This is a genomic window from Pseudomonas putida, from assembly GCF_026625125.1.
Classification (GTDB): domain Bacteria; phylum Pseudomonadota; class Gammaproteobacteria; order Pseudomonadales; family Pseudomonadaceae; genus Aquipseudomonas; species Aquipseudomonas putida_X.
Genome location: NZ_CP113097.1, coordinates 2,290,058 through 2,304,053, shown reverse-complemented (window position 1 = coordinate 2,304,053; position 13,996 = coordinate 2,290,058). Strand labels below are relative to the sequence as shown.

Genomic DNA, 13,996 nt, shown 5'->3' with positions numbered 1-13,996 from the left:
CATTCGCCATGGCTGACCTGAAGATCCGCAACCTGCACAAAGGCTTCGATGGCCACGCCATCATCAAGGGCATCGACCTGGAGGTGCGCGACCGTGAGTTCGTGGTCTTCGTCGGCCCGTCCGGGTGTGGCAAGTCGACCCTGCTGCGGCTGATCGCCGGGCTTGAGGAGGTCAGCGGCGGCCATATCACCCTGGACGGCGTCGACATCACTGACACCGCCCCGGCCAAACGTGACCTGGCCATGGTGTTCCAAACCTACGCGCTTTACCCGCACATGACCGTTCGCAAGAACCTGTCGTTCGCCTTGGACCTGGCCGGCGTGGACAAGCGTGACGTGCAGGCCAAAGTCGACAACGCCGCACGCATCCTCGAACTGCAACCGTTGCTCGAACGCAAGCCGCGGCAACTGTCGGGTGGCCAGCGCCAGCGGGTGGCGATCGGCCGGGCGATCGTGCGCAACCCGAAGATTTTCCTGTTCGATGAGCCGCTGTCGAACCTCGACGCCGCCCTGCGCGTGCAGATGCGGCTGGAGCTTGCGCGCCTGCACCAGGAGCTGGCCGCGACCATGATCTACGTGACCCACGACCAGGTCGAGGCTATGACCCTGGCCGACAAGGTGGTGGTGCTCAACGGCGGGCGCATCGAGCAGGTCGGCTCGCCGCTGGAGCTGTACCACCACCCGGCCAACCTGTTCGTCGCAGGTTTTCTCGGCACCCCGAAAATGGGCTTTCTGCGCGGCCACCTGAGCCACAGCCAGGGCACACAGAGCGAGGTCACCCTTGAGTGCGGCGCCCGTGTCAGCCTGGCACTGAGCGCAGACGCCCTGCCCGCTGGCAGCCCCGTGACGCTGGGCATCCGCCCGGAGCACCTGAACATCGCCAGCACTGGGCACGGCACACCCGGCTCACTGCAGGTGACCGCCGACGTCAGTGAACGCCTGGGCAGCGACAGCTACTGCCATGTACGTGCCGGCTCCGGGGAAATGCTCACCGTACGGGTGCGCGGCGACTTTGCGCCGGCCTACGGCGCGCCCCTGGACCTGACCTTCGACCCGGGCCACTGCCACCTGTTCGACAGCAACGGCCAAGCCCTGGACAAACGCCTGCAGCACGCGGCCTGAGGACACACGCGATGAAACTCGACCCGCACCACCTCGACCTGCTGGCGCCTACGGTCGCCCGCCCTTCCTACGCGCCCTCGCAACTGCGCCAGGGCATCGTGCACATTGGCGTAGGTGGGTTCCACCGCGCCCACCAGGCGGCCTACACCGACGCCCTGATGAACCGCGGCGAAGGGCTGGACTGGGCCATCTGCGGCGCCGGCCTGCGCAGCGAAGACCGCGCCATGCGCGACGCTCTGGCGGCGCAGGGCTACCTGTACACCCTGTTCGTGCTGGACGACCAACCTGACACCGAAGTGCGGGTGATCGGTGCCCTCAATGATATGCTTCTGGCCGAGGACGACGCCCAGGCGCTGCTGGCCAAACTGGCCGAGCCCGGCATCCGCATCGTCTCGCTGACCATCACCGAAGGCGGCTACTGCATCGACGACAGCACCGGCGAGTTTCGCGCCGAGCTGGCGCAGGTCCAGCACGACCTGGCCAACCCGCAGGCGCCGCAAGGCGTCTTCGGCTTCCTCTGCGAAGCCTTGCGGCGGCGCCGCGAGGCCGGCGTGGGGCCGTTCACGGTGATGTCCTGCGACAACCTTCCACACAATGGCGCGGTGGCGCGCAAGGCGCTGCTGGCCTTTGCCCAGTTGCTCGACCCGGACCTGGCCCGCTGGATAGGCGAGAACGTGAGCTTCCCCAATGCCATGGTCGACCGCATCACGCCAATGACCAGCAGCGACCACCGCCAACAACTGTTCGAGCGCCACGGCGTCGAGGATGCCTGGCCGGTGGTGTGCGAGCCGTTCCTGCAGTGGGTGGTGGAAGACACATTCGTCGCCGGGCGCCCGGCCTGGGAAAAGGTCGGCGTGCAGTTCACCGACGACGTCACCCCCTATGAAGAAATGAAGATCAAGCTGCTCAACGGCAGCCACCTGGCACTGACCTACCTGGGCTTCCTGCAGGGCTATCGCCTGGTCCACGAAACCCTTGCCGACCCACTGCTGCGCCGCTACATGCGCACGTTCATGGACCTGGACGTGACCCCGCAGCTTGCCCCGGCGCCCGGCATCGACCTGGAACGCTACAAGGACAGCCTCACCGAGCGCTTTGCCAACCGCGCCATCGCCGATCAACTGGAGCGGGTGTGCTCGGACGGCTCATCGAAGTTTCCCAAGTACATCGTCCCCACCGCCAACCAGCTGATTGCCCAGGGCCAGCCGCTGGACCGCGTGGCCCTGGTGGTGGCGGCCTGGGCCTTGTACCTGGGCGGGGTAGACGAACAGGGCAGCACCTATGCCATCCCCGACCCGCGCGCGGCCCAGTGCCAGGCACGGGTGGTGCAGCGTGACGGGCTGGCTGCCCGGGTGCTGGGCGACGAGACCATATTTGGCACGGTCATCCCCGCCTCCGGTGCCTTCGTCAGCGCTTTCGAGCGCCTGTATGACAGCCTGTGTGAGGTTGGCGTGAGCGAAACGCTGCGCCACGTGCTTGGCGACTGACCCGGAGCGCGCGATGGACGGACTGTTTCTCGGCATCGATTGCGGTACCCAGGGCACCAAGGCGCTGGTGTTGGACGCCGGCAGCGGCCAGGTGCTGGGCCTTGGTAGTGCCGCGCACGCGCCTGCCCGGGGCCTAAACGGGCGCCGCGAGCAGGACCCGGCCGACTGGCTGGCCGCCCTGCACACGGCAGTCGCTGGCGCACTGCATGAGGCCGGCGTCGACGGCCAGGCCATCCGTGCGCTGGCGGTATCTGGCCAGCAGCATGGCCTGGTGATGCTGGACGCCCAAGGCCACGTGCTGCGCCCGGCCAAGCTCTGGTGCGACACCGAAACCACGGCAGAAAACCAGGCCCTGCTGAACGCGCTCGGCGGTCCGCAGGGCTCGCTCGACCGGCTGGGGCTGGTGATCGCCCCGGGCTATACCCTGTCTAAGCTGCTGTGGAGCAAACGGCACTTCCCCGACCTGTTCGCCCGCCTGGCCCATGTGCTGCTGCCCCACGACTACCTCAATTACTGGCTGACAGGCCGCGCCTGCAGCGAGCCGGGCGATGCGTCGGGTACCGGTTACTACAACGTGCACCGCAACAGCTGGGCAAACGATGTGCTGCAACTCATAGAGCCGGGCGAGCGCCTGTTGGCGGCACTGCCCGAGCTGCTCGCCCCTGGCGCCTGCGTCGGCCCGCTACGCGAGCAGGCTGCTGCTGGCCTGGGGCTGAACCCTCACGCCTGGGTGGCCACCGGCGGCGGCGACAACATGCTCAGCGCCATCGGTACCGGCAATATCAGCCCCGGCATGATCACCCTCAGCCTGGGCACCTCGGGTACCCTGGCAGCTTACACCGAGCATGCCCAGCTCAACCCCAAGGGCGAGGTGGCGAACTTCTGCGCCTCCAGCGGTGGCTGGCTGCCCTTGATCTGCACGATGAACCTGACCAGCGCTTGTGCGCTGGTGCGTGACCTGCTGGAGCTTGACCTCACCCGCTTCACGGCCCTCGCCGCACACGCGCCGGTTGGCGCCGACGGCCTGTTGATGCTGCCGTTTTTCGATGGCGAACGCGTACCCGCGCTGCCCACTGCCAGCGCCAGCCTGCATGGCATGACCAGCGCCAACCTGACCCGTGCCAACCTGTGCCGGGCCGTGCTCGAAGGCACCTGCTTCAGCCTGCGCTATGGCCTGGATCTGCTGCGCGCCAATGGCCTGCAGGGCAGCGAAATCCGCCTGGTAGGTGGGGCGGCAAAAAGCGAGTTGTGGCGCCAGGTCCTGGCCAATCTACTGGGCCTGCCAGTGGTGTGCCCGCGCCAGACCGAAGCCGCCGCACTGGGCGCGGCCATCCAGGCCGCCTGGAGCCTTGGCCGCCAACTGGGCGACGGCGACAGCCTCCAGGCCCTGTGCGAGCGCTGCGTCGAGCTGGACGAAAGCACCCGCACGCTGCCCAACCTGGCGCAACAGGCCGCCTACGGCGTGGCCTACAGACGCTACCTGGATCACCTGCCTGTGCGCTGATCGCGGTACTGTCCTTACTTTTTTCTGTTTGGGAGAACTTCATGTATCTGGTATGTGGCGAGGCGTTGTTCGATGTCTTCAGCGTGGAAAACAGCCCGCGCAGCGCAGAACTGGGCTTTACCGCAATCGCTGGCGGCTCGCCGTTCAACGTCGCCGTCGGCCTGCGCAGGCTTGGCGTTGCTGCTGGGTTGTTCGGCGGATTGTCCAGCGACCACCTCGGCGCGCGCCTGCGCCGGGTACTGGAGGAAGAAGGCGTAGATTGCCAGCACCTGGTCACCAGCGATGCCCCCACCACCCTGGCCATGGTCGGCCTGGATGCCAACGGCTCGGCGCAGTACCAGTTCCGCGGCGAAGGCTGCGCCGACCGGCAGGTGCGGCTTGAGCATCTGCCGATACTGGATGAGCACGTGCACGGGCTGCACGTGGGGTCGTACACACTGGTGGTGACACCCGTGGCCGACTCGCTGCTGGCATTGGTGGAACGCGAACGCGACCAGCGGCTGATCAGCCTGGACCCGAACGTGCGCCTGAACCCACAGCCGGATGTGGCGCTGTGGCGCACACGCGTTGAAGCATTTGCCGCGCACGCACATTTGATCAAGGCCAGCGAGGAAGACCTGCAGGTGCTGTACCCGGGGCGCGACGTTGGCGAGGTAGCCCGTGGCTGGTTGAACGAGCGCTGCCGGCTGGTGTTCGTGACCCACGGGGCTGAGGGGGCCAGCGTGCATTGTGCGCACGGGTCATGGCACAGGCCCGCGGACAGCTCACTGCCGGTTCGCGATACCGTGGGGGCTGGGGACACGTTCCAGGCAGCCGTGCTGGCCTGCCTGTCTCGACTGGGTGTGGACAGCCCGAGGGGTGTGGCGATGCTGGAGCGCGAGACGGTCGATGCGATACTGACCTACGCCATTGCGGCGGCGGCGGTGACCTGTTCCAGGGTCGGGCCGGACCTGCCGTTTGAACGTGAGGTTTCCCGCATGCCTCAGGCTGTCGATACCTCGGGCTGATTACCGATCAGGCGTTGTGCTGCTTCATCGTTTGCCGATGCAGGGCAATGAACGGTGCCTCCGCCGGGTCGATGCGGTCCATTTTCGCCGCGATGCGGTGCCAGTACGGATACTGCGGCGCGATCTGCGTCACCCGCTCGATCTGCTCCAGGTCTTGGCTTGTCAGCACCAGTTCCACCGCCTGCAGGTTGTCGTGCAACTGCTCGGCCGTGCGCCCCGCGGTGATGACACTGGTGATCCCTGGCCGGTCCTTGAGCCAGGCCAGGCACACCCGTGCCGGGGAGCAGCCATGGCGCCGCCCCACCTCGATCAGCGCCTCGATGATGTCGTAGGCCCGCTCCTTGTCATGCACGTAGGGTTCCGGCCAATCATTGCCCTGGCGCGTGCCGGCGGGGGTCTGTTGCCCGCGGCGCACCTTGCCGGTCAACAAGCCCTCCCCCAGCGGCCCCCATACCAGCGTGGCAAGGCCCTGGTCGAGCGCCATCGGCAGCAGCTCGTACTCCGCTTCACGGGCTTCGGGGGTGTAGTAGATCTGCTGGGAAACCGGCTGCTGCCAGCCGTTGAGCCGGGCACTGCCGAGGGTTTTCATCATCTGCCAGGCGGTGTAGTTGGACGTGCCGAAGTAACGCACCTTGCCGCTTTGCACCAGATGCTCCAGCGCGGCCAGGGTCTCTTCTACAGGGGTGATGCCGTCCCAGTTGTGGATCTGGTAGAGGTCGATATGGTCGGTGCCCAAGCGCTTGAGGCTGGCTTCGCAGGCACGGATCAGGTGATAGCGCGAGGCGCCGCTGTCGTTGGGGTTGTCGCCCATCGGGCTGCGCGCCTTGGTGGCGAGGATGATCGACTGACGCCGTTCACCCAGCGCCTGGCCGACGATTTCTTCGGCCAGGCCGTGGGAGTAAAGGTCTGCCGTGTCGACCAGGTTGACCCCGGCGTCGAAGGCCATGTCGAACATGCGCCGGGCCAGTGCCACGTCCACGCTGCCGGTTTTCTCGAATGCGCCACGCCCACCGAACGGGACCGTGCCGACTACCAGTTCAGAGACCAGCAGGCCAGTGTTGCCGAGTGTGCGGTACTTCATGGGTAGTGCCTCCAAATGCGAACGACTTGGAAGTACCGACGGGGTGAATTGCTGAAACGTTCAATCTGATTGGTTATGCCTAAGCGCTTTGGGGCTGCTGCGCAGCCCATCGCCGGCAAGCCGGCTCCCACCCGGACGGCGCGGTTCTTGAGCTGCGCGCTCGACCTGTGTCAGCCGGCTTGCCGGCTCTTGCATGGACAGCGCAGTTCTTGAGCTGCGCGCTGGACATGTGGGAGCCGGGCTTGCCGGCGATGGGCCGCATAGCGGCCCCAACTTGAAGGCCTCACTCAGCGCCAGGCGGGATACCGTCCTTGTTCTTGTCCTTGAGCCTGGCCTTTTCCTCTTCCGTGGAATGAGCCGGAACCTGGCTTTGTTTCGGGTCTTCGTTGTGCTCAGTCATGGTGCTTGCCCTCAGGGTGATGTTCGTTGGGCTTCCTCCTGACGAGGCAGTTCAAGTGGGATTTACCAACATACCCATCAACACTCGCCCGAGACCCTGCGTGACCCACGCGGCTTCGCCACCAAGTTCTACACCGCAGACGGCAACTGGGACCTGGTAGGCAACAACTTCCCGACCTTCTTCATCCGAGACGGCCGCCATGTATGCGGCGATGTTTCAGCGCAAAGCATTGCTCGACGCGCTGACCGCCCGGGGCGCCGATATCGAAGCAACAGATGCATTGGGCAACAGCGTGCAAAGCCTCGAACAGGGTGCGCTCAACGGCGTATCGGCGCACCGCTGAGGGCTGTGCAGTGTGCATTGCCACTTGCCAGCACACGGCCGGAGGGCTGCGATAAGAAAATTGGATATCTCGTTAAGATAATCCCGCAGGCGCTGCCTGAACCGTGGGATTACAGTCGCCGTCACGCCGTAGTCCGGCGGGGTGATTTCTGCTGGGCCGTAGCGCTTTCGAAGCCTTACTGGAACCAGACGGAACTCATACCAATACAAGAACAAAGGTGACCACCCATGCTCAAGCCTTCTGTCGATGCCCCTGTCGATGTCAAAGACTGGATCGATAACCGCCCCATCGCTGCCTACCAGTGGCTGATCCTGTCACTGTGTTTCCTGATCGTGCTGTTCGACGGCTTCGATGTTGCCGTCATGGGTTTCATCGCCCCTTCGCTGATGCAGGACTGGGGGCTGTCGCGTACCGCCTTTGGCCCGGTGATGAGTGCCGGCATGGTGGGCCTGGCCATCGGTGCACTTACCGCGGGCCCGTATGCCGACAGGCTGGGGCGCAAGAAAGTGCTGCTGATCGCGGTCAGCGGTTTCAGCCTGCTGAGCCTGGCCTGCGCCTTCGCTCGCACCCCCTATGAGCTGGCCGTGCTACGGCTGCTGACCGGCATCGCCTTGGGCGCGGCCATGCCCAACTGCACCACACTGCTCGCCGAATACCTGCCCACACGCAACCGCTCGCTGATGATCACCATCATGTTCACCGGCTTCAACATGGGCTCGGGCCTGGGCGGCTTTCTGTCCGCCTGGCTGATCCCTCATCACGGCTGGAAATCGGTACTGCTTGCCGGGGGGCTTCTGCCACTGGCATTGCTGCCACTGTTGTTGTGGCTGCTGCCAGAGTCAGCTCGCTTCCTCGCAGCCCGCCAGGCACCGGCCAGCCAGATTGCGGCAGCCTTGGCCAAGCTCGGCGGCCGCTTCGCTGCCGGCACCCGTTTCATCGTCAATGAGCCGACCACCCAGCACAAGGCACCGGCCCGGCAGCTGTTCAGCGAGCGCTACCGGTTCGGCACCCTGGCCCTGTGGCTGACCTATTTCATGGGCCTGCTGGTGATCTACCTGACCATGGGCTGGTTGCCGACCCTGCTGCGTGACGGCGGGCTGTCCATCGAGCGCGCCGCCACCATCACCGGCCTGTTCCAGATCGGCGGCGCAGTGGGCGCAATCGTGGTCGGCTGGATCATGGACCGACGCAACCCCAACCGGGTCATCGCCATCGCCTACGCCCTCGGCGGCCTGTGCATCGTCTCACTGGGCGCCCTGAGCCTGGAGTCGAGCCTGCTGGTGGTGGGCGTGGCGGCTGCCGGGTTCTGCATGAGCGGTGCGCAGACCGGCCTGAACGCCTTCGCCCCTGGCTACTACCCGACCGAGTTCCGCGCCACAGGTGTAAGCTGGATGCTCGGTATCGGGCGCTTCGGGGCCATTTTCGGCTCCCTCATCGGTGGTGCCGTGCTCAGCCTGGGGCTGGGCCTGCCGCTGCTGTTCACCCTCCTCGGCCTGCCGGCATTCGTCGCTGCCCTGGCGATCCTGGCCAACGGCCACGCCCGGCTGCGCACGACCCCCGCAGTAACCGCGCCGTAACTTGTAACAGAGGACTTTCGCATGGCTCGTATCATTGGTGGCCTGGCCGTCTCCCACACCCCAACTATCGGCTTCGCAGTCGACCACGACAAACAGGAAGAAGCCGCCTGGGCGCCGATCTTCGAAAGCTTCGAGCCGATCCGCACCTGGCTGCAGCAGCGCCAGCCGGACGTGCTGTTCTACATCTTCAACGACCACGTCACCTCGTTCTTCTTCGACCATTACAGTGCCTTCACCCTGGGCGTGGACGAGCAATACGGCGTGGCCGATGAAGGCGGCAACCCACGGGACCTACCGCCAGTAGGCGGCCACGCCGCGCTGTCGCGGCACATCGGCCAGAGCCTGATGGCCGATGAGTTCGACATGAGTTTCTTCCGCGACAAGCCGCTGGACCACGGCTTCTTCTCGCCCATGTCGGCCCTGCTGCCCTGCGATGAAAGCTGGCCCGTACAGATCGTGCCGCTGCAGGTCGGCGTACTGCAGCTGCCGATCCCCACGGCGCGGCGCTGCTACAAACTGGGCCAGGCGCTGCGCCGCGCCATCGAGAGCTACCCCGAAGACCTCAAGGTCGCGATCGTCGCTACCGGCGGGGTGTCGCACCAGGTGCATGGCGAGCGTTGCGGTTTCAACAATCCGGAGTGGGACGCGCAGTTCCTTGACCTGCTGGTGAACGACCCGCAGCGCCTGACCGAGATGACACTGGCCGAGTACGCCACGCTCGGCGGCATGGAAGGTGCCGAGGTGATCACCTGGCTGATCATGCGTGGCGCGTTGTCTGCCAACGTTGAGCGCAAGCACCAAAGCTACTACCTGCCGTCGATGACCGGCATCGCCACCCTGCTGCTGGAAAACCGCGACCAGGCACTGCCGGCGCCGGTCAACGAACGTTACCGCCAGCACATGCAGCATCAGCTGGCAGGGGCTGAGCAGCTTGAGGGCACCTACCCCTACACCCTGGAGCGCAGTGCCAAAGGCTACCGTCTGAACAAGTTCTTGCACCGCATGATCGAGCCGCAGTGGCGCCAGCGCTTCCTCAGCGAACCCGAAACGCTGTACCGCGAAGCGGGCCTGAACGAAGAGGAAAGCGACTTGCTGCGCCGCCGCGACTGGCGTGGCCTGATCCACTACGGGGTGATCTTCTTCGTGCTGGAGAAGCTGGGCGCCGTGCTGGGTGTGTCCAACCTGGATATTTACGCCGCCATGCGCGGGCAGAGCATCGAAGACTTCATGAAGACCCGCAACCAGCAGGTTCGCTACTCAGTGGCTGGCAAAACGTCCAGCTAAGCGGTGCAGCCCGCTTGATCCTGTGGCGGCGCGAGCCGCGCTGCCACACCGCTCCCTGATTCAACCTGCCCAGCGCCGAAACGACGCTGGCGGGCAGCGCTGTGCCCATCCCTGGAGAATAAAAATAATGAAATGCCGCACCCTGTACCCGCTCGTCCCCACATTCGCCCTGGCAGCCAGCCTGCCACTGCAAGCTGTGGCCGAAGGCTTCGTCGACGACGCCAAGGCAACCCTGACGCTGCGTAACTTCTACATGAACCGCGATTACACAGGCACGGCAAGCCAAGGCAAAGCCGAGGAATGGACGCAAAGTTTCATCCTCGACTTCAAGTCCGGCTTCACCCCCGGCGTGGTCGGGTTTGGCGTTGACGTGCTGGGCCTTTACAGCATCAAACTCGATGGCGGCAAGGGCACCGCCGGAACCCAATTGCTGCCTGTTCACGACGACGGGCGCCCGGCGGACGACTTTGGCCGCACGGCGCTGGCGGCCAAGATGCGGGTCTCCAAGACCGAACTCAAGGTCGGTGAGTGGTCGCCCACCCTACCCATCCTGCGCGCCGACGACGGCCGCTCGCTGCCGCAAACCTTACAGGGCGCCCAGGTCACCTCCAACGAGCTGGCCGGCCTGACCCTGTATGGCGGCCAGTTCCGCCAGAACAGCCCGCGCAACGACGCCAGCATGCAGGACATGAGCCTGTTCACGCGTACAGCGTTCACCTCGGACCGCTTCAACTTCGCCGGCGGCGACTACCGCTTCAACCAGGAGCGCACCTTGGTCGGCGCCTGGTACGCCCAGCTGCAGGACATCTACCAGCAGCGCTACTTGCAGGTGCAGCATCAACAGCCGGTCGGCAACTGGGTGCTGGGCGCCAACCTGGGCTACTTCTGGGGCAAGGACGACGGCGGCGCCAAGGCAGGCGAACTGGACAACCGCACCGCATCGGGCCTGTTCTCGGCGAAGCTGGGTGGCAACACGTTCTACGTCGGCTTGCAGAAGGTCATGGGCGATGATGAATGGTTCCGGCTCAACGGTGCCAGCGGCGGCACGCTGGCCAACGATGCCTTCGGCTCAAGCTACGAAAGCGCCCAGGAACGCTCCTGGCAGGTGCGCCACGACTTCAACTTCGTGGTGCTCGGCATACCCGGCCTGACTTTGATGAACCGCTATATCCACGGCGATAACGTGCACAACGCCAGCACCCAGGACGGCACCGAGTGGGGCCGCGAAAGCGAGCTGGCCTATGTGATCCAGTCCGGGCCGTTCAAGGCCCTGAACCTCAAATGGCGCAACTCCAGCCAGCGCCGGGATTGGGGCAGCACCAACAGTTTCGATGAGAACAGGCTGATCGTGAGCTACCCGCTGAGCCTGCTTTAAGGCACCCTGCCGGGCTCATGCCTGCTCAGTGATGACCTGGCGGATACAGGCCATCAGCGCGACTGCCGCCGGTGACTGCAGGCAGCCACTGCGCTGCATGAGACCAATGGCGCGAGCAGTACCGGGCAGTGCCAGCGGCAGGCGTTGCAGTTCGCCGCTGGCAATCTCGTAAGCCAACTGGTGCGCCGATACTGCCGCCAGCATGTCCGAACGCACCAGCAGGCCTCGGATAACCGCCAGATCAGCGCTTTCCACCACTGGCCACGGCGCTGCCAGGCCGGCGGCGGCAAAGCAGTTGTCGAGCAGCCCGCGCGCTGGCGAACCGGCGCGCGGCAACACCCAGCGCGCCTGGTGCACGCCCTCGAGCGTGAGGTGTGTGTGCAAAAGCGGGTGCCCACGGCGGGCCAGCAGCACCATTTCCTCGTTGATGAGCGGCTCGCCCACCAGGTCGCTGGCGTAGTCGTGAGGCCGCAAGGCGCCCAGCACGAAGTCCACATCCCCTACCCGCAGCTCGGTTGCCAGCAGGTCGAACGGGCTTTCGTTGGTCACCACCCGGACCTGTGGATGCTCGGCCGTGAAGCGTAAAATGGCATCCGGCAGAATGCGCGAGCGGCCCAGCGGCAACGCGCCGACATGCACCACCCCGCGCAGGGTGCCTTGCATCGCGCTCAGGTCGCTGTCCAGGTGGCGCAACTCGTTCAGCGCCCGGCGGACGGGGAAGAGGATATCCCGGCTGGCCACGGTGGGCTGCAGGCCTCGCGAGGTACGCACGAACAAGGGCTGCCCGCATCCGCCTTCGAGTACTTTCAAAGCAGCACTGACGGCCGGTTGGCTAAGGCCGAAGTGCCGCGCCACGGTCTGCATGTGCCGGGTCTCACAGAGTTTCACGAACACCTGCAGGCGCCGCGCCTGGAACAGGTAAAGGGGCTCGCCCTGGGCGGTGCCCAGCAACCCCGGCACGCTGTCCAGCTCCGCCAGTACGCGCTGGGCACGCGGCAGCAGGCACTCGCCATAGTCGGTCAGGCGCATGCCATTGGCATGGCGCTCGAACAACGGGACAGCGAACCGCGCCTCCAGCTCGGCGATGGCGCGGGTGACCACCGACTGAGCACGGAACAACACCTCCGTCGCCCGCGAAACGCTGCCCAACTCGGCTACCCGGATGAACGCGCGTACTTGCATCAGGTTGGGCAGTTCGACGTTGATCATAAGGCTCCCCCTGCGCTGGGCACGTGACTGGGGCGACTATGCCTCTACCCCGCTTGTCAGGCAATAAATAAAACGCATAGCCGTTGCAAGTGAACGCATTAGTGCCTCGCACAGGCCGATGACATCCTGCGTCAACCCCCACTGCAGGAGCCATCACATAATGAATACCCCACAAAAAGCCGCCTTGGTGGTCAGCGCACATTCCGCCGACTTCGTCTGGCGGGCCGGTGGCGCCATTGCGCTGCACGCAGAGCAAGGCTATGCCATGCACGTGGTTTGCCTGTCGTTCGGTGAGCGCGGTGAGTCTGCGAAACTGTGGCGCAAGGGTGAAATGACCGAAGCCAAGGTCAAGGACGCACGCCGTGAGGAAGCCATGGCAGCGGCCGAAATCCTGGGTGCCAGTGTGGAATTCTTCGACATCGGCGACTACCCGATGCGCGCCGACAAGGACACCCTGCTGCGCCTGGCCGATGTGTATCGCCGGGTGCAACCGGAGTTCGTGCTCAGCCATTCGTTGAAAGACCCCTACAACTACGACCACCCGCTGGCCATGCACCTGGCCCAGGAGGCCCGCATCATCGCCCAGGCCGAAGGCTACAAACCAGGCGAGAAGATCGTTGGCGCACCGCCGGTGTACGCCTTTGAGCCGCACCAGCCCGAACAGTGCGAATGGCGCCCGGATACCTTCCTGGACATCACCCCGGTGTGGGACAAAAAGTATGCGGCCATCCAGTGCATGGCCGGCCAGGAACACCTCTGGGAGTACTACACCCGCGTAGCCCTGCAGCGCGGTGTGCAGGCCAAGCGTAACGTCGGCATCACCAGCGCACGCAACATCGTCTACGCCGAAGGGCTGCAGAGTGTGTTCCCACGCGTGACGGAGAACCTGGCATGAGTGGGCTGATCGGCAAGACCGGTATCGTGGTTCGTAATATCCCGCGCGCTGAGCCGCACATGATTGATGCCCTGGGCCGGCTGGGTGTAGCCACGGTGCATGAGGCGCAAGGCCGCAAGGGGCTGCTCAATACTGCCGTGCGCCCCATCCAGCAGGGTGTGGCCGTGGCCGGCAGCGCGGTAACCGTGCTGGTGGCCCCAGGCGACAACTGGATGTTCCATGTGGCCGTTGAGCAGTGCCGCCCAGGCGACGTACTGGTGGTGGCGCCCAGCTCGCCGTGCAGCGATGGCTACTTCGGCGACCTGCTGGCGACCTCGCTGCAGGCCCGCGGTGTGCGCGGCCTGGTGATCGACGCGGGCGTGCGCGACAGCCAGACACTGCGCGACATGGGCTTTGCCGTGTGGTCCCGCGCCATCAACGCCCAAGGCACGGTGAAGGAAGTGCTGGGTTCAGTGAACCTGCCGCTGCTGTGTGCCGGGCAGTTGATCAATGCCGGTGACATCGTAGTGGCCGATGACGACGGCATCGTGGTGGTCCGCCATGGCGAAGCCCAGGCAGTACTCGAAGCCGCCACCCAGCGCGCCGACCTGGAAGAACGCAAACGCCTGCGCCTGGCCGCCGGCGAGCTTGGCCTGGACATCTACGAGATGCGCCCGCGCCTGGCGGCCAAGGGCCTGCGTTATGTCGACCACCTCACCGACCTGGAAGGCTGA

Annotated in this window: 11 protein-coding genes and 2 pseudogenes; 11 read left to right on the top strand and 2 right to left on the bottom strand. The window is 65.4% G+C overall.

All coding sequences use genetic code 11. The features are described 5' to 3' along the window. Positions 1-8: 8 nt before the first annotated feature. From OSW16_RS10600 to OSW16_RS10585, 4 genes are read left to right on the top strand one after another with little or no spacing between them, the layout of a single operon-like run. On the top strand, positions 9-1,121 hold the full coding sequence (locus tag OSW16_RS10600; protein ID WP_267822876.1) for an ABC transporter ATP-binding protein: 1,113 nt from the start codon (positions 9-11) through the stop codon (positions 1,119-1,121). 11 nt (positions 1,122-1,132) lie between these two features. After that, the gene (locus OSW16_RS10595; protein WP_241806460.1) at positions 1,133-2,608 is read left to right on the top strand and encodes a mannitol dehydrogenase family protein; all 1,476 of its coding nucleotides are present in this window, start codon (positions 1,133-1,135) and stop codon (positions 2,606-2,608) included. Between the two features lie 13 nt (positions 2,609-2,621). After that, a complete protein-coding gene (xylB, locus tag OSW16_RS10590; RefSeq protein WP_267822874.1) occupies positions 2,622-4,112 on the top strand; it encodes a xylulokinase in 1,491 nt (496 codons plus the stop codon). A 41-nt stretch (positions 4,113-4,153) separates the two neighbouring features. Next, complete coding sequence (locus tag OSW16_RS10585) at positions 4,154-5,119, top strand: carbohydrate kinase family protein (protein WP_267822872.1); 966 nt, start codon at positions 4,154-4,156, stop codon at positions 5,117-5,119. Positions 5,120-5,126: 7 nt separating this feature from the next. Here the strand turns inward: OSW16_RS10585 and OSW16_RS10580 are convergent, their stop codons facing one another. Next, complete coding sequence (locus OSW16_RS10580; protein WP_267822870.1) at positions 5,127-6,200, bottom strand: aldo/keto reductase; 1,074 nt, start codon at positions 6,198-6,200, stop codon at positions 5,127-5,129. A gap of 481 nt (positions 6,201-6,681) precedes the next feature. On the opposite strand from OSW16_RS10580, the pseudogene OSW16_RS10575 reads away from it, so the two are divergent. The 5 genes and pseudogenes from OSW16_RS10575 to OSW16_RS10555 all read left to right on the top strand — a co-directional run. Beyond that, positions 6,682-6,792 (top strand): annotated as a pseudogene (locus tag OSW16_RS10575) (catalase); the annotation flags it as partial. Next, positions 6,788-6,943, top strand: a pseudogene (locus OSW16_RS10570) (ankyrin repeat domain-containing protein); the annotation flags it as partial. The pseudogenes OSW16_RS10575 and OSW16_RS10570, both read left to right, overlap by 5 nt. A gap of 227 nt (positions 6,944-7,170) precedes the next feature. Then, on the top strand, positions 7,171-8,520 hold the full coding sequence (locus tag OSW16_RS10565; RefSeq protein WP_267822868.1) for an MFS transporter: 1,350 nt from the start codon (positions 7,171-7,173) through the stop codon (positions 8,518-8,520). A gap of 21 nt (positions 8,521-8,541) precedes the next feature. After that, entirely contained in the window at positions 8,542-9,804 is a 1,263-nt protein-coding gene (locus OSW16_RS10560; protein WP_267822866.1) for a gallate dioxygenase, read from the top strand. A 127-nt stretch (positions 9,805-9,931) separates the two neighbouring features. Then, positions 9,932-11,179, top strand: a complete 1,248-nt coding sequence (locus OSW16_RS10555; RefSeq protein ID WP_267822864.1) for an OprD family porin — start codon at positions 9,932-9,934, stop codon at positions 11,177-11,179. Positions 11,180-11,194: 15 nt separating this feature from the next. Here the strand turns inward: OSW16_RS10555 and OSW16_RS10550 are convergent, their stop codons facing one another. Further along, positions 11,195-12,388, bottom strand: a complete 1,194-nt coding sequence (locus OSW16_RS10550) for a LysR family transcriptional regulator (protein ID WP_267822863.1) — start codon at positions 12,386-12,388, stop codon at positions 11,195-11,197. A 118-nt stretch (positions 12,389-12,506) separates the two neighbouring features. Here OSW16_RS10550 and galB point away from each other — a divergent pair, with 118 nt between their 5' ends. Both galB and OSW16_RS10540 read left to right on the top strand, forming a co-directional pair. After that, positions 12,507-13,283 (top strand): 4-oxalmesaconate hydratase, encoded by a 777-nt coding sequence (gene galB / locus OSW16_RS10545; RefSeq protein ID WP_267822861.1) that lies wholly within the window; start codon positions 12,507-12,509, stop codon positions 13,281-13,283. Next, positions 13,280-13,996, top strand: a complete 717-nt coding sequence (locus OSW16_RS10540; RefSeq protein ID WP_267822859.1) for a 4-carboxy-4-hydroxy-2-oxoadipate aldolase/oxaloacetate decarboxylase — start codon at positions 13,280-13,282, stop codon at positions 13,994-13,996. Before galB ends, OSW16_RS10540 begins: the two co-directional genes overlap by 4 nt.